Source organism: Dendronalium phyllosphericum CENA369 (assembly GCF_016056275.1).
Taxonomy (GTDB): domain Bacteria; phylum Cyanobacteriota; class Cyanobacteriia; order Cyanobacteriales; family Nostocaceae; genus Dendronalium; species Dendronalium phyllosphericum.
On the sequence record NZ_JAECZA010000044.1, the window covers coordinates 1 to 16,077 of the forward strand.

Consider the following 16,077-nt stretch of genomic DNA (forward strand, 5'->3'; position numbering starts at 1 on the left):
GTTCCCTCTGGGGATAAGGGGCGGGGGAAAGGGGGAAAGGTTTGTTATTTTCCCTTTACCCTTTAACCTTTTTCCTTTGACCACAAGAATGCAAAAGTTCTTTTTGCTCATAGGTCTATTTACTAGGCTGTTGTTCCAAAGCAGCTTGGATACTGGGCAATTCCAAGAATTTTTTCGTATCAGCGAGTAAGCGTTGACCCCAGAGATTTTGCTTGAGGAAATCCAAATCCCCATAGCGTCCATCAATGCGGAGTGCGGTTTCTCCCATTTTCAGACCTTGTTGACGATCGCCTTTGGCGTAAAGTGCCACTGCCAATGCTAACAAAGGTTCGGCTGCTTGTTTGTCAAGCGTCACAGCAGTTTGCCATTGTTTAATCGCTGCTTCTTTGTCACCCTGTTCGTATTTGATTAAACCAATGTTATTAATTGCCGGCCAGAATTTTTTATCTTGAGAAACGGCTTTACTATACTGGGCGATCGCATCTGGCAATCGACCTAACATATAGTAAGTATTACCCAAATCAAACAACCCATCTGGATCGTTAGGTTTTAACTGCAAACCCGCTTGGTAGTTGCTAATTGCTGCTTGGTATTTTTGTTGTTGAAAATTAGCCGAACCCAAAGCAAATAAAACATCGGCATTTTTGGGATTGAGAGATTGCGATTTTTGCAATGCCGCGATCGCCGCATTATAATCTTTAGCTTGCAATTGCAAACCACCTAACAGAAACCATACTTTATCGTTCTTAGGAGCCAGCTGACTAGCCAATTTAGCTCGTGGCAAAGCTAACTCAAACTGTTGAAACTGACCTAGTTGAGCTGCCTCTTGTGCTAAACCCAACCCCTGCTTTTCCAACTTTGCTGCATCTAGTTGCAGTGTATAAGGTGTTAGTGCCTGTGCGCGGACTGCTTTGGGCAGACTCAACAAGCTACAGACAACTAGAAAAGAAATCAAACCAACGTTTTTTGGCACACTACCGCCTCTTCGCCAAATCAAATAATCTTTCAGCTAGCTTAAACGATCTCTCCTCTAGACGAAAAGCAAAGTTGATAGTCGTTAGCACTAGCTGCATCAATCACCTTAACCTAATTCAACAAAATCTGAGTTGTTTTCGATGTGGTTAGATCGAGGTTATCCTTGCTTTATTATTGGGTCAGTCGCTTGCTTTTGGTCGCTTTTGCCCCAGTTTGGGGCTACCTGTTTTATTTCTCTTGTGCTTAAAAAAGAAAAACCTGCCCTGAAAGGCTCCCTTATCCCCTTGCTCTTGTATCATCACAAATGTAGAGACAGGCGAAACCTCAAGGTTTGGCAAAGCGTCACTATTTCTGCCAGTAGTTATCCTAAATTATTTCAGATAGTAGCTTTTGTCTCTGGAGAAAGTACTTGAGATAATTAATACAAGTTAAAACCCCTAATCTCAAATTACTATGATGTCCTGCTATAAATCGCCCATTTCACAAATACATCGTTTTGGATTAGCCTTAGTGCTACCAATTAGTCTGTTAGGAGCTATCGCTTTCCCGACTCAAGTGCAAACTGCTACGGCACAAACATCTACAGGAAATAGTCCGCTCACCATCCACTCTGATTTTCAAGAATATAACGCCAAAACCCAAGTAGCAACTGCTCGCGGTAATGTGCAAATGTTGTATCCTACTCGGGGAATTCAAGCAACAGCTGCCCAAGCACAATATTTTACCAAAGAACGCCGAATCGATCTCAGTGGCAATGTCTACATCTTACAAAAAGGTGGTAATAGTATTCGAGCGGAAAAAGTGGCTTATCTAATTGACGAAGGTCGATTTGTCGCCTTACCTGAATCCAACCAGCAGGTAGAATCTATCTACATGGTGAACGAATCAGAGAATGGGACACAATCTACCGCACCCGCTCCAACTACGCCAAAGTTGAAAGGTTCTAATTAGCATCTACTACCAACAAAGGGCGCGAATCGTGAAAATTGTCCTAGAGAATATTCATAAATCTTACGGCAAGCGACAGATTGTTAATCGCGTCAACCTTTCCATAGGGCAAGGCGAAGTCGTCGGTTTATTAGGCCCGAATGGTGCAGGTAAAACGACGACCTTTTACATTGCTAGTGGTTTAGAAAAACCCAATCAGGGAAGAGTCTGGCTGGATAATTTAGAAATTACTAGTCTGCCAATGCACAAACGGGCGCGATTAGGCATTGGCTATCTAGCTCAAGAAGCAAGTGTTTTTCGTCAACTCAGCGTACAAGACAATATTCTTCTCGTGCTAGAGCAAACCAATGTGCCACGCTGGGAGTGGCCAAAGCGATTACAAACTTTATTGCAGGAGTTTCGCTTGGAAAAAGTAGCTAATAGTAAGGGAATTCAACTTTCTGGTGGCGAGAGACGGCGAACGGAATTGGCAAGAGCCTTAGCAGCAGGACAAGAAGGGCCGAAATTTTTACTTTTGGACGAACCATTTGCGGGAGTCGATCCGATTGCAGTTTCGGAAATTCAGCAAATTGTGGCACAACTAAGCGATCGCGGTATGGGTATTTTAATCACAGATCACAATGTCCGCGAAACCTTAGCGATTACCGATCGCGCCTACATTATGCGTGAGGGACAAATTCTCGCCTTTGGCACTGCTGAAGAACTTTACAATAACCCCCTCGTGCGGCAATATTACTTGGGCGACAACTTCCTAGCCTAAATTATCAATATTTTGTTAATAATTAAAAGGGAATTTTTTATACTTATACTAATTCTTTGTGAAGTTGTACATAAATTTGCACCCTTCCAACTTCCCCTTACCAAAGAGAGGAACCACAGGCAATGGGGTTGTTTGTATGCATCCTAATATGGAAATGGTATTAACTATTTATTCATAATTGATTTTGCACTTTTCATTAAGCTACTGGGATTAGATGTGCTTGTATCACTGCGTCACCCGTGTTTAATTTTTCAAATCGCTTATTATGTCAACGAAGCTCAAGTCTTTTTATAGCCTCCATTCGCTGCTGCCTTTTACAATCATGGATCGCTACTTGACTAGCGAATTGATCCCAACATTTTTATTTGGCGTAGGAGCTTTTTCATCAATTGGTGTCACGGTTGATGCTGTATTCGATTTAGTCAGAAAAATAGTAGAGTCTGGGCTACCTGTAGAGATCGCTATTCAAGTTTTTTTGTTACAGCTGCCAGAATTCATCGTTTTAGCTTTCCCTATGTCTACGCTGCTAGCTTGTTTGATGACCTACAGTCGTCTTTCTAGCGAGAGCGAACTAATTGCGCTACGTGGCTGTGGGGTAAGTGTCTATCGGATGGTGTTCACAGCAGTGATCTTGAGTTTTATAGCCACAGGCATAACATTTTTGTTTAACGAGCAAATTGCACCAGCGGCAAAATATCAAGCAAATGTCACCTTGAATAATGCTCTCCAGTCCGATAAGCCAATTTTAAAACAGCAAAATATCTTTTATCCCGAATACCGGGACGATCCTCAGCCAGATGGTACTAATAACAAAATACTATTACGCTTATTTTATGCTGACCAGTTTGATGGTAAGCGGATGAAAGGCTTAACAATTATAGATCGTTCCACCAAAGGCTTAAATCAAATTGTCGTAGCAGAATCAGCTCAATGGAATGGCGTTCAAAGCGTTTGGGATTTTTATAACGGCACAATTTATTTAGTAGCTGCGGATAGCTCTTATCGCAACATTTTGCGGTTTGAACATCAACAACTGCAACTACCCCGGACACCATTAACTCTGACAGAAAAAAACCGCAGTTATGGTGAGATGAATATTAGTGAAGCGCTAGAACAACTAACAGTAGAACGACTTGGGGGCGATCTCCAAAAAATTCGTAAACTCCAAGTCCGGATTCAACAAAAAATTTCCTTGCCCTTTGTATGTGTAGTTTTCGGTTTGGTCGGTTCAGCGATGGGAAGTAGACCTCAGCGCACTGGGCGAGGAACAAGTTTTGCTATTTGCGTGGTAGTGATTTTTTCATACTACCTAATTTTCTTTATGAGTGGTGCGATCGCCCAAGTAGGTATCCTCTCTCCTTTTATGGGAGCGTGGTTGCCCAACTTTATATTTTTTATAGTAGGTGCATTCTTATTAATACGGGTAGCCAAACGGTAAATTAAAACAGATAAGGGGTAGGGAAAAAGGGATACATAAGGGACTTCCAAGTGAAAAAATATTCCATTGTTATTGTTGACGGTTGACTGTTAATTGTGAACAGTCAACAACTTGAAGCGGAATAATTTATTTTTTGGAGTTCCCTAAGAATATTTGTCCTTTTCCCTGTCTTCCCCAGTTTCTTGATCCCTCACTTACAATCAAGGATGGTAATTTCGACATTCAGGTGCATCTGGATTATCCTTACAGTATTCTTCAAAAGACATTTTGGCTGAGACCATGCTTTCAGATTTTTGGTGAGCGGCTTCTGCTTGGAGTTCTTCTACTTCATCCCAAGCATTGGCACAAGCTTTAGAATAAGCACCATGTTCGGTACAAATGGCACGAGCCTCCTCAATTGCTTTTTGAATTCTCGTCTCCAGAAATAGTGCTTTTGGTGTTTCCACAAAGTTGCTCTTGGTCAAAATGTCGCTAATCGAGATAATCCCCAACAACTTGCCTTGAATCACGGGTGCTCTGTGGATATTTAATCTGGCAAACAACCTTGCTACATATTCCACACCCAACTCAGGATTTACGACTATGCAGGGTTTGCTCATAATTTCGTAAACTCTTATTTGCTTGGGGTCTTTACCGTAAGCTATTACCTTATAAACAATATCCGTTTCAGTAACGATGCCATAGGCATCATCATCATAGCGACGATCTACAACTAGAGCGCGCAATCCTTTTTCCTTCATCAGCCCCACTGCTTCAGCGACAGTCGCCGAACCGCGAATGGTAACTACATCCTTGGTCATGATATCTTCAGCTTTCATCATTGCTGTAGTCTCCTGGTAAATATTACGGTGCGGTGCTTATACCGTTTTTCAAATATTGCTACAAGCGAATGGGTATCACGGGCGTATAGAAGCATGACAGCGCAAACTTGAGTAACTAGTACTGCTACGCGGAATTAAAGATTAAAAATGCTTTATTTCTCAGCTTTTGCAGCATTTTGCATGTTATCCTTATTTCCGCCAAGCTGACTAGAGAGTGATTGAATTGAAAATTTGGCTAGCCACACCAATAAATTAATGCAGCTTGCGATTCCTGATGATATCCAAAGTGACCAAAGCTCAAAATCTCAGTCAGGAGTTAGAGTTTCGAGTCAGGAGTTCCAGAATTAGAATAAATAAATAATAATTTTAGAAGAATACATACTTATTCCTAATGACTAAATAAATACCGAAAGGCTAGGATGAAATTACTACTTAACTTCAATTGAGATAAGCTGTTAAGTAAGAAAATTGCATATTAACCCAAACACACTGTTGACAGTCATCAGTCAACGATCGCTACAAGTATTTATGCGTTATCAGCCATGTCACACCGTCATTATCCTCCCGCTTACTTACGCTATCTCAAAGCCAGGTTACGGATTTTAGCTAAACCTAGTATTTGGGGTACTGCAATATTTTTATCTGTAGTCGGGTTAGTCATTCGAGAATACTGGTCTAATCCAGATTTGTTTGCTCGCAATCAAAATAAACAAGTCACCTCCGTACAGCAAAATAACTCTTCCCTTACAGATGAAGATAAAGCGATCGCGGCTGACATTGATAATTTACCAACTTTATATAGTGACTTGCAGCAAGGAAGTTTGCCGATAACGGTAAATGATTCCAAGGATAATCAAGCAAACAAAAGCAAAAGTGTATTGGATGTAATTAGCAAACAACAGTCTGCCAAAGGGTCAAAATCTAATTACAGTCTAGAGACATCTAACGAGGTACCAGTTCCCAAGGAACAAAATCCCTTCGTGTTGCAAGCACAAAATTTGTTGCAGTTTGGCACATTTGATAATGGCAGTCAATTTTCAGGTGTTAAATCTTTAACTGCATCTCCTGAACCAATAGGGATAGGACAAACATCTTCTAAGGTAGGAACTGGAGTTAATCAAGTTAATGACAGTCAAAATCAAAATTCAATCGGCTCTTTACCAGCACCATTAAATCAAACAGCAAACCAGCCACTTTCAAGCCTTGATGGCACAAGTTCGAGTCAACCCAATACCCTTGGTTACAACTCTTATGGAGGAATGCAGCCGCCATACACTAACAATTTACCTAGCCAGAATTCGTCGCCGACTACACAGCTAAACACTGGGACGGGTTACGTTCAGCCGACTGCACCCAACCAAACTCTAAATTCCTCCAATAATTTAAATAACGCTCAAGTATCGCCCAATCAAACTTTTTCGCTTAACACCCCACTAAACAGTAGTACGGGCTACACTCAGCCGAATGCAAATCAACCGCTAAATTCCTACAATAACTTAAATAGCAGCCAAGCTTTGCCCGCTCAAGTACAAACAACACCAGCGACACAGCCTGTCAACTCTGCACCATCGAACAATATTTCGCCTTATTCCAGCCAGACTCTCAACCCAAACCTTGTTCCATATAGAACCCCAGTAGTAGTCAACAATTTCGGTCGTACTATCTGGCTAGGATCTAATCAACCACCACAGTCTAATTTCTCAGTTCCTCCCCAGATTCCAGGACAATACACAGGTGGAGTTCAGAGCAATGGTTATTCCTATCCTTAAGTTATAGCAAAGTGCTGAGTGCTGAGTTAGGAGTAGAGACGCGATTATACTCTTACGAGAAGCCCTCCGGGTTCGAGAGTGACGCTCCTTCTCCCAAGGGGAGACGCTTACGCGAACGTCGCTAACGCTGCGCTAACGCAATCGACGGGAACCGGAGCCACTCCGGTCTTGGGGTCTCCCCAAGTGGAGGAAGTGGCATCCAAGATTGCGACTCTCTCACCGCTCTTACGAGCGTCTACGCGTCTGTACAAGAGTCAGTTGTTTTACAGGCTTTGAGCAATCACAACTGTCTAAAGGGTGTAGCTACGGCTAAAATTACAAAATTAGGGCGCACAGCTAGCTGCACGCTTTTTCCCATCTATGGTTATATAAAATAGTGGTTACTTTGTTTGGGCTGCAAAGACGGTGTTTACTGATACTGACAGGATGAAACCATACCACCAAATCCCGATCGCAGAATGTGGCGAACCACTAATTAAAATTCCTTTAGAACTGTTTGCAGTCGAATCTCCACATCCCTATGAGAAATTAGGTGCGCCTTATGGAGAACATTCTCCTTATTATCTGCGCCAAAGTGCGATCGCCAATTTAATTCAAGCTCAAAATTATCTTCATTTGTTACTTCCTGACTGGCGTATCCAAATCTTTGATGCTTATCGCCCAGTGGCCGTACAGGAGTTTATGGTAAATTACAGCTTTGCGGAAGCAGTACAGCAGCGAGGGCTGAATGAGGTAGAGTTATCGCCAAACCAACGCCAAGAAATTTGGGAGTTGGTTTATGAAATTTGGGCTGTACCCAGTTTGGATATACAAACTCCGCCACCCCACAGCACAGGTGCAGCGGTGGACGTGACGCTAGTAAACGATACAGGGCAAATAGTAAATATGGGTTCGCCGATTGATGAATTGTCAGAGCGATCGCATCCCGATTACTATGCCAATAGTTCCCACCCACAGGCTCAAGAGTATCATGCCTACCGTCAGTTGTTGCGAGATGTGATGCTCAAAGCCGGATTTCAACGCAACCCCAAAGAGTGGTGGCATTTTTCTTTTGGAGATCAAATGTGGGCTTGGCTGAATAATCAAGTTAATCCCGCTGATTTTTTTACAGCCTGCTATGGCCGTATTATATGAGTGTTGCTTGTTGTCAGTTGTGATTAGTTTCTCTCATATACTTCAGCTAGCTTCTGCCTACGCATCTTCAGGATTTAACTGTCTTAATTCTTCAGTGGTGTAGGCTCCAATAGGACTCCAAACTAAGTAGGGTATAAGCAGTATTGTGGCTAATCCAGAAATTGGTAAAACACACACTGCTAAAACTATGGCAGAAATTAGACCAACTAACCCAATAATTTCACCAGTTTTGAGACTGCGAAACCTTAACATTAGAGGTATGTAAGCCACAGTGATTATTTCTACCAAAAGGTATAAACCCATTAGCAGCCAAGTAATTAAGCTTCCTGGATTTTTTTGCCAAACAATATTAGCTGAAGCCGCACCGCAAATGAAAATGACAGTCCAAATAAGTGGGATAAATGGTTCAAAAACTAGCCATTGAGGGCGGCTCAACTGTACAAACCATTTGACATCGCGGGGTGTAATCAAAAAACTACCAATCGCAATTAAGAAAGTTACAGCTGCGATCACTATCCAAGATGAAATCATACTTTTACCCTTATCCCTGTGTTTTGTCAATTCCTACACTGCAAGTTTGACAATTTCAGGCATAGGTTTAATCAGTCGCTGGTTTGAATCTCAATACCTAAATTAGAGTGATTTTCAAGTTTACAGACCACGGTTAAGATGGGCAGTAATGTAGTTCAATTAATTGAAATATGCTACAACTGGGAATTTATTAATACGGACAAATGTATTATTTTGTCAATAAGTAAAATTACTTTGCAGCTTGTAATTTCTATTTAATTTATTGAAATATCAAAATTAGAAAAATCTATCTTTGTGTGTAGTAAATGTATCTTTGGTATAGGTGCATTAATTTACAAACAGTGTTATGTTTAGAAACGTAAATTACTTATTAAGCGTTCTGAGTAGGTAAAACAACTATCAGATGTTGCCTAAAACCCACTCATCCTGCGTTAGAGGTTCGCAAATTTCTAGGACTATGTCTAATGCTAACGCTTTGAAAATGAGAGATAATTCATGAAACTTCATTTATTTGGCTTCTTAGGAGCCATCGGGTTCAAAAAAGACTCTTGACATTTTTACTAAGGTGGCGAAAGCAAGTGCGTGTAACATTTCGCGCTCTACTTTGGTATGCCCAACTTTGTAATATCATTGAAATACTCTGATGATACCTCTTCTTAAATTAGAGAGGTTTTAATGAGTGCAGACTTCTAGTACATACTTTTCTATTGTCGATTTAGCTTATATTGAATTAACAATAGAAGCAAAATTGTATTGCCTTTGTTGTGTTAATGACAAAAATAATTAGCATCGTCTAAGCAAAGCTTGAAGCCTATTGAAGCAATCATTCATAGACTAATTTCAATCTTTGTTATAGAAAATTAGAGTAAGTCGATGCAAGAATTGGCAAACAATGGTATGTTTGAAAATGCGAGAAAAGTTTTAAACGCTTTGAGTAAGTTAGAAAACTACTCTCGTTTACTCGCAAATTATTCCATTACTCATCTGGTAAAAGTCCGTAATTATTTTGGGCTAGTTTTATTAGCAATCGCTCCTTAAGCATGAGATAAAATTCATGAAACTCTATCTATTTGGTTTTTTAGGAGCCATCGGCTTCAAAAAAGACTCATGACATTTTTGCTGCATTTACGACAGTAGACGCGTTCAATATTTGGCGCTTACTTTTGGAATTGCTGAGCTTTGCAATCGTCCAAGGCTTTGCTAATTACCTCTTTTTACTATTAAATTGAGGCTGATGTCTGCTGTGAATTTTTAGCAAAGCTTGCCCTTTTGGAAGTAATTGAGCATCTAACTAAACACAGAAATTAACACTGTGACAACATTTCTTACTGCAAGGAAAAAATAATGAGCATCGTCCAAACAAAGCTTGAAACCTCTGCAAATGCGTTTCATGTAGAAGGTTATGAAAAAATTGAGTACGACTTAGTTTATGTAGATGGGGTTTTTGACATTAGAAATCAAGAACTTGCAGATATATATAAAAGTTTTGGCCGATGTTTGACTGTTGTAGATGCTAACGTGAGTCGTTTTTACGGTTCTCAAATTCAAGATTACTTTCAGTATTACGGGATTGACCTCACACTTTTCCCGATTACCATAACCGAGACAAACAAAACCATCCAAAGTTTTGAGAAAGTTATAGATGCCTTTGCAGACTTCCGATTAGTTCGCAAAGAACCAGTTTTAGTAGTGGGTGGCGGTTTAATTACGGATGTTGTAGGTTTTGCCTGTTCTGCCTATCGCCGCAGCAGCAATTACATTCGTATTCCTACAACTTTGATTGGTTTAATAGATGCTAGTGTTGCCATCAAGGTAGCGGTTAACCATAAAAAATTAAAAAACCGTTTGGGTGCTTATCATGCTTCCCAAAAAGTATTTTTAGATTTCTCTTTCTTAGGTACTTTGCCAACAGACCAAGTGCGTAATGGCATGGCGGAATTAGTCAAAATCGCTGTAGTTGCTCACAAAGAAGTGTTTGAACTGTTGGAAAAGTATGGGGAAGAACTACTTCGTACCCACTTCGGCAATATTGATGCAACTCCAGAAATCAAAGAAATAGCTCATCAACTGACTTACAAAGCTATCAAAAAAATGCTGGAGTTGGAAGTACCCAACCTGCATGAGTTAGACCTAGACAGAATAATTGCTTACGGTCATACTTGGAGTCCGACTTTGGAACTTGCGCCCCATATACCAATGTTCCACGGACATGCTGTCAATATTGATATGGCGTTATCTGCCACCATTGCTGCATTAAGAGGCTATATTACCAACCAAGAACGCGATCGCATCTTAGGATTAATGAGTCGCATCGGTCTAGCTCTTGACCATCCTTTGTTAGACGACGAGCTTTTATGGCGCGCTACTCAATCAATTAGCTTGACTCGTGATGGTTTGCAACGAGCCGCCGTACCCAGTCCTATTGGTAATTGCTTCTTTGTTAACGACTTCACACGCGAAGAATTAGCAACAGCTTTAGCTCAACACAAAGAACTTTGCATCACCTATCCTCGTGGTGGTGAGGGTGTAGAGATGTACCCTGGTAGCTCTCAAAAAGAATTAGTCGGGAGTGCAAACTAATGTCTGGTGTAATTGCAAAACCGATAGCTAGACCTGTCACACCATTGGGAATCTTAACTAAGAAGCTAGAAGCTGCTGTAAAAGAGATAAACCAACGCCCAGACTTACCAGCAGAGTTAGTCAATAACATCAATCAAGCATGGTGTTTAGCAGCAGGTTTAGACCCTTACTTAGAAGAATGCACCACCCAAGAATCGGCTGCTTTAGCTGCACTTGCCCAAAAAACAGCAACAGAAGCGTGGGGCGAACACTTTACAGAAGGCACAACCGTGCGTCCGCTAGAGCAGGAAATGCTGTCTGGTCATATAGAAGGACAAATCTTGAAAATGTTTGTTCGGATGACCAAAGCGAAAAAAGTTCTCGAAATCGGGATGTTTACTGGTTACTCTGCATTGGCGATGGCAGAAGCATTACCTGCGGATGGACTTTTAGTTGCTTGTGAAGTAGACCCTTACGCAGCCGAAGTTGCACAAGCAGCTTTTGAGCGCTCTCCCGACGGTGCAAAAATTCGTGTAGAACTGGGTTCCGCCTTAGAAACTCTGCATAAATTAGCAGAGTCTGGGGAATCATTCGACTTAGTATTTATCGATGCCGATAAACGAGAGTACACCGCGTACTTCTACATCTTGCTAAATACCAATTTGCTAGCACCTGATGGGTTTATCTGTGTCGATAACACGCTCCTGCAAGGAGAAGTATATTTACCCGCACAAGAACGCACTGTTAACGGTGAAGCGATCGCCCAATTTAATCGTACAGTAGCTCTTGACCCCCGTGTAGAACAAGTCTTGTTGCCACTGCGAGATGGCTTGACAATTATCCGCAGAGTACATCCGTAGCTTGATTGAGTATGGCACAATCGATTTCTTTTACTTCCTCACCTGCTACACCGTCTCTGACTTCAGAGACAAAAATAGCTGCGTTTATCCAAAATATCGGTACTTTGGCTTTGTTATTGCTAGCACTGCCAATTAATGCCAGCATCGTTTTTATCTCTCTGCTGGGGAATGCTATCTCGCGTCCCTTTCAACCTTCAGCGACTAAAGCCGCAAACTCCAAAAATATCCTGATTAGCGGCGGTAAAATGACCAAAGCTTTACAACTAGCACGGTCATTTCACGCTGCCGGACACAGAGTGATTTTGTTAGAAACGCACAAGTACTGGCTATCAGGTCATCGTTTTTCTCAAGCGGTAGATAAATTTTATACAGTTCCCGCTCCCCAGGAAAACCCAGAACGCTATATCCAGGCTTTAGTAGACATCATTCAGCAAGAAAACATTGATGTCTATATACCTGTTACCAGTCCAGTAGGTAGCTACTACGACTCTTTAGCAAAACCAGTGCTATCGCAATATTGCGAAGTATTTCACTTTGATGCAGATGTTACCCAAAAGTTAGATGATAAATTTGCGCTTGCAGAAATAGCGCGATCGCTTAATTTATCAGTACCCAAATCCTTCAAAATTACTTCTGCCGAACAAGTCTTGAATTTTGACTTTTCCGGTGAATCTCGCAAATACATCCTCAAAAGCATTGCTTACGACTCAGTGCGGCGTTTGGATTTAACTAAACTTCCCTGTGCCACCTTTGAGGAAACAGCAGCATTTGTGAGAAGTTTGCCTATAAGTCCAGATAAGCCGTGGATAATGCAAGAATTTATCCCTGGCAAGGAATTTTGCACCCATAGCACTGTGCGAAATGGCGAACTTAGATTACATTGCTGTTGCGAATCTTCAGCGTTTCAAGTCAATTATGAAAACGTTGAAAATCCTAGAATTCAAGAATGGGTGAAGCATTTTGTCAAAGAACTAAAACTGACAGGACAAGTTTCTTTCGACTTCATCCAAGCTGAGGACGGTACAGTTTACGCCATTGAGTGCAACCCACGGACTCACTCCGCAATTACTACTTTCTACAATCACCCACAGGTTGCCCAAGCCTACCTCGACCAACAACCTATGGCTGAAACTTTACAGCCATTGGCAACAAGCAAACCCACTTATTGGACTTATCACGAGGTTTGGCGTTTGACTGGTATCCGTTCTTTCACACAGTTGAAAAAATGGATTTGGAATATTTGGCGGGGAACTGATGCAGTTTATAAATCAGACGACCCTTTGCCATTTTTAATGGTGCATCACTGGCAAATTCCCCTACTCTTACTCAAGAACTTGCGTCAACTCAAAGGCTGGACGCGGATAGACTTCAATATCGGTAAGCTGGTGGAATCGGGAGGAGATTAAAACTTTGTGTCTTAGTGTCTTGGTGTTTAAAAAATCTTTAACCACAAAGGCACTGATACATCAAAAAGGTTCTAAATTTGTTGGACTACTTGAATATTGTTTCAAACTATTCTTACGCTTAAATGTAAACTTTACTAAGTATTCAGTAATTAGGAAAAACGAGAAAATCGAATTTCCTTTTTCCTAAAAATTGCAAGTTGCTTGATTAGGGTTTACTGAATACTAATACTTTAATCGTAGGAATTGCCAACTAGCGATATTTAACTCTAGGAAACATATCGCAGTCTATCGGATCGCCAGGTTTTTTGGCTTTGAATGAATTAAACTCTGGTAGATCGATTTCCTCAAGAGGGATGAAAGGCCACGCTTTCGGGCGGTGATAATAAGTAACATCATCGCCAACCCAATTTGTCACCACTGCACGTCGTTGTGTGGAAGATATGTTAGTTACTGAATGATGAATTGTGAGAAAATGATGAACCAAACAATCTCCAGGCTCCATATCCCAAGACAAAATTTCGTGAGGCTCTGGCTCTACAAACCAGGAAGGGTTCGCTCCTTCGCGTAACTCTTTGCCCCATCGATGAGAGGCTTTAATGTACTCTAATCGGCCATTTTCTTGATTGACGCTATCTAAAGCCAGCCAGATTTTACAACACTGCCAACCTTCTATAGGCCAGTAAGGTAAGTCGTTATGCCAGCCGACACGACTGTTTTGTTTCGGTTTTTTAACAAAAAAACCATCAGTCAAAAAATTCAATTTTTGCGACTTCAATACTAGAGCAGCAAGCATTGCTAACGGAGATTCAAAAGCTAAAGCACGAAAATCGGCATCAGTAAGCCATAAACTACTGGTATGTTCTACGCTACCTTCTGCTCTGGGGATGCCTTTAACTTCTAGAGGGCCAGGCACTGATACATTCTTGTCAACAGCGGTTTGCATCCGTTTTATCCAGATGTTATCTAAAACATTTCTGACGCAGATAACGCCGTCTCGCTGGAAAGCTTCGATTTGTTGGGAACTGATTTTTGAAGTGTCTACCTTAAGCATCGTCACTTTTTGAGATTTTGAAATTTAATTGTTTTGGCTCAGATAAGCTAATCGGTATTTAAATTGCCAATTGGAATAGAAGTTATAACCAGACTGCAAATAAAATACATATCAGCTTATCAACAACAAATTTTGAGAGCCTGCTTTATTAACATTAACTATGTCACAAAGCTTTTCTAGTATAGAGTAGAGATTAAGTTAGTAATTCTTCCTATAGTTGGATAAATATCTAGCTTTAGTACAAGATTTTTATTTTGTATTTTTAACCAATAAATTAACTGTAACTACCCAGATTTATGACAATGCTTTGGACAAATAATGCTAATTATAAGAGTAAGAGCTTACATCATTATTTTGCTTAATTCTTAAAAAGACTAATTAGATAATGAGGGTTATTTTTATGGTAATGACAAAATTGAAATTAAATTAACATGCATAAAAAATAATTTTTCAACCTCTTAAGGTATGACTTTAATTTTTAAATTGCTTACGCTCGACAGAACAAGTAATTTACAGCAGATTCGATGTTTATGAGGTACAGCAACAGACTCAAGTTCACAGTTTAAAAACTATCCCTGAAATTGGTGTACCTCATGTACCTCAAAAGCGCTGTATTTCAAAACGTAGCGAATAGACTATTTCCATTTTTATAGTTTGCGTACTACAAGTTAGTGAACTACTAAACATTGTTATCACGATACATAGGAAGATGAATTATGCCAGTACTTCGTATCCTTCATTTAGTTGGGTCTGCGGACAATGATTTTTATTGTGAATTGTCACGCCTTTACGCCCAAGGTTGTTTGGAAGCAACGGCAAATCGATCGCGCTATGACTTTGCGATCGCATATATTACACCCGATCGCCACTGGCGATTTCCTCGCTCTCTCAGTCCTGAAGATATTGCTCTAGCCAAACCGATGCCTGTGTTTGAGGCTATAGAGTTTCTCACAACACAAAACATTGACCTCATGTTGCCACACATGTTTTGTATCCCTGGAATGACGCATTACCGCGCGCTATTCGATCTGCTGAAGATTCCTTATATAGGCAACACTCCAGATATCATGGCAATAGCGAACCACAAAGCTAGAACCAAAGCAATTGTCCAAGCAGCAGGGGTGAAAGTGCCTCGTGGAGAACTGTTGCGCCCAGGAGACGTTCCCACAATTAAACCTCCAGCAGTCATCAAACCTGCAAATTCTGCTGACTCTTTCGGACTGTCGTTAGTCAAAGACGCTAGCGAATATGATGCTGCCTTGAAGAAAGCATTTGAACATGGAGATGAAGCGATAGTAGAAGAGTTTATCGAACTCGGTCGAGAAGTCAGAGGCGCTATCTTTGTTAAAGATGGGGAGTTAATCGGTTTACCCCTAGAAGAGTATATGCTAGATCCCCAAGAAAAACCCATCCGCAGCTATGCTGACAAACTCAAACAAACAGACGATGGCAATTTGCATTTCACCGCTAAAGATAATAACAAGTCTTGGATTGTAGATCCTAACGACCCGATAACCCAAAAAGTTCAGCAAGTAGCTAAGAAGTGTCACAAGGCTTTGGGCTGTCGCCACTACAGTTTATTTGACTTCCGCATCGACCCCAACGGACAACCTTGGTTCTTAGAAGCCGGGTTGTATTGTTCTTTTGCCCCCAAAAGCGTGATTCCCTCTATGGCGAAAGTAGTGAAAATCTCTCTAGATGATTTATTAATAATGGCTATCAATGAAACGTTAGGTAGCAATAATAAAGTGTTATCAAATTGTTAGTAAATAGAGGTTAGTTATTAGACCTCTTGCAAACCCCACCTCCAACCCCAGGTCAATGT

14 protein-coding genes are annotated in these 16,077 nt (G+C 40.9%); 10 read left to right on the top strand and 4 right to left on the bottom strand.

The annotated features are described in order from the left end of the window. Positions 1 to 115: 115 nt before the first annotated feature. Positions 116 to 973, bottom strand: a complete 858-nt coding sequence (locus I8752_RS12310; protein ID WP_214432608.1) for a tetratricopeptide repeat protein — start codon at positions 971 to 973, stop codon at positions 116 to 118. 455 nt (positions 974 to 1,428) lie between these two features. Here I8752_RS12310 and I8752_RS12315 point away from each other — a divergent pair, with 455 nt between their 5' ends. The 3 genes from I8752_RS12315 to I8752_RS12325 all read left to right on the top strand — a co-directional run bounded on the left by I8752_RS12315 (position 1,429) and on the right by I8752_RS12325 (position 4,121). Further along, entirely contained in the window at positions 1,429 to 1,926 is a 498-nt protein-coding gene (locus I8752_RS12315; protein WP_214432609.1) for an LptA/OstA family protein, read from the top strand. A gap of 28 nt (positions 1,927 to 1,954) precedes the next feature. Further along, positions 1,955 to 2,683 (top strand): LPS export ABC transporter ATP-binding protein, encoded by a 729-nt coding sequence (gene lptB / locus I8752_RS12320; protein ID WP_214432610.1) that lies wholly within the window; start codon positions 1,955 to 1,957, stop codon positions 2,681 to 2,683. 322 nt (positions 2,684 to 3,005) lie between these two features. Continuing rightward, on the top strand, positions 3,006 to 4,121 hold the full coding sequence (locus tag I8752_RS12325) for an LptF/LptG family permease (protein ID WP_214432629.1): 1,116 nt from the start codon (positions 3,006 to 3,008) through the stop codon (positions 4,119 to 4,121). A 200-nt stretch (positions 4,122 to 4,321) separates the two neighbouring features. Here the strand turns inward: I8752_RS12325 and I8752_RS12330 are convergent, their stop codons facing one another. Further along, positions 4,322 to 4,942 (bottom strand): CP12 domain-containing protein, encoded by a 621-nt coding sequence (locus tag I8752_RS12330; RefSeq protein WP_214432611.1) that lies wholly within the window; start codon positions 4,940 to 4,942, stop codon positions 4,322 to 4,324. A 542-nt stretch (positions 4,943 to 5,484) separates the two neighbouring features. On the opposite strand from I8752_RS12330, the gene I8752_RS12335 reads away from it, so the two are divergent. Both I8752_RS12335 and I8752_RS12340 read left to right on the top strand, forming a co-directional pair. Then, positions 5,485 to 6,711, top strand: coding sequence for a hypothetical protein (locus I8752_RS12335; RefSeq protein WP_214432612.1), 1,227 nt, complete (start codon positions 5,485 to 5,487; stop codon positions 6,709 to 6,711). A gap of 426 nt (positions 6,712 to 7,137) precedes the next feature. After that, entirely contained in the window at positions 7,138 to 7,845 is a 708-nt protein-coding gene (locus I8752_RS12340) for a M15 family metallopeptidase (protein ID WP_214432613.1), read from the top strand. 57 nt (positions 7,846 to 7,902) lie between these two features. On the opposite strand, the gene I8752_RS12345 is transcribed toward I8752_RS12340, so the two are convergent. Further along, complete coding sequence (locus I8752_RS12345; RefSeq protein WP_214432614.1) at positions 7,903 to 8,376, bottom strand: TspO/MBR family protein; 474 nt, start codon at positions 8,374 to 8,376, stop codon at positions 7,903 to 7,905. 873 nt (positions 8,377 to 9,249) lie between these two features. On the opposite strand from I8752_RS12345, the gene I8752_RS12350 reads away from it, so the two are divergent. From I8752_RS12350 to I8752_RS12365, 4 genes are all read left to right on the top strand, one after another. Beyond that, positions 9,250 to 9,414, top strand: coding sequence for a hypothetical protein (locus I8752_RS12350; protein WP_214432615.1), 165 nt, complete (start codon positions 9,250 to 9,252; stop codon positions 9,412 to 9,414). Between the two features lie 306 nt (positions 9,415 to 9,720). Then, a complete protein-coding gene (locus I8752_RS12355; protein WP_214432616.1) occupies positions 9,721 to 10,956 on the top strand; it encodes a sedoheptulose 7-phosphate cyclase in 1,236 nt (411 codons plus the stop codon). Continuing rightward, positions 10,956 to 11,795, top strand: coding sequence for an O-methyltransferase (locus tag I8752_RS12360; protein WP_214432617.1), 840 nt, complete (start codon positions 10,956 to 10,958; stop codon positions 11,793 to 11,795). The genes I8752_RS12355 and I8752_RS12360 overlap by 1 nt, the downstream gene beginning before the upstream one ends. A gap of 11 nt (positions 11,796 to 11,806) precedes the next feature. Continuing rightward, entirely contained in the window at positions 11,807 to 13,201 is a 1,395-nt protein-coding gene (locus I8752_RS12365) for an ATP-grasp domain-containing protein (RefSeq protein WP_214432618.1), read from the top strand. A 250-nt stretch (positions 13,202 to 13,451) separates the two neighbouring features. Here the strand turns inward: I8752_RS12365 and I8752_RS12370 are convergent, their stop codons facing one another. Beyond that, complete coding sequence (locus I8752_RS12370; RefSeq protein WP_214432619.1) at positions 13,452 to 14,252, bottom strand: phytanoyl-CoA dioxygenase family protein; 801 nt, start codon at positions 14,250 to 14,252, stop codon at positions 13,452 to 13,454. Between the two features lie 716 nt (positions 14,253 to 14,968). Here I8752_RS12370 and I8752_RS12375 point away from each other — a divergent pair. Then, positions 14,969 to 16,018, top strand: coding sequence for a D-alanine--D-alanine ligase family protein (locus tag I8752_RS12375; protein ID WP_214432620.1), 1,050 nt, complete (start codon positions 14,969 to 14,971; stop codon positions 16,016 to 16,018). The last annotated feature ends 59 nt before the right edge of the window (positions 16,019 to 16,077 follow it).

Coding starts and splice junctions, on each gene's coding strand:
- I8752_RS12365 (WP_214432618.1), top strand. CDS start 11,807: ATGGCACAATCGATTTCTTTTACTTCCTCACCTGCTACACCGTCTCTG.
- I8752_RS12325 (WP_214432629.1), top strand. CDS start 3,006: ATGGATCGCTACTTGACTAGCGAATTGATCCCAACATTTTTATTTGGC.
- I8752_RS12355 (WP_214432616.1), top strand. CDS start 9,721: ATGAGCATCGTCCAAACAAAGCTTGAAACCTCTGCAAATGCGTTTCAT.
- I8752_RS12350 (WP_214432615.1), top strand. CDS start 9,250: ATGCAAGAATTGGCAAACAATGGTATGTTTGAAAATGCGAGAAAAGTT.
- I8752_RS12315 (WP_214432609.1), top strand. CDS start 1,429: ATGATGTCCTGCTATAAATCGCCCATTTCACAAATACATCGTTTTGGA.
- I8752_RS12375 (WP_214432620.1), top strand. CDS start 14,969: ATGCCAGTACTTCGTATCCTTCATTTAGTTGGGTCTGCGGACAATGAT.
- I8752_RS12335 (WP_214432612.1), top strand. CDS start 5,485: ATGTCACACCGTCATTATCCTCCCGCTTACTTACGCTATCTCAAAGCC.
- I8752_RS12370 (WP_214432619.1), bottom strand. CDS start 14,252: ATGCTTAAGGTAGACACTTCAAAAATCAGTTCCCAACAAATCGAAGCT.
- I8752_RS12345 (WP_214432614.1), bottom strand. CDS start 8,376: ATGATTTCATCTTGGATAGTGATCGCAGCTGTAACTTTCTTAATTGCG.
- I8752_RS12340 (WP_214432613.1), top strand. CDS start 7,138: ATGAAACCATACCACCAAATCCCGATCGCAGAATGTGGCGAACCACTA.
- I8752_RS12360 (WP_214432617.1), top strand. CDS start 10,956: ATGTCTGGTGTAATTGCAAAACCGATAGCTAGACCTGTCACACCATTG.
- I8752_RS12330 (WP_214432611.1), bottom strand. CDS start 4,942: ATGATGAAAGCTGAAGATATCATGACCAAGGATGTAGTTACCATTCGC.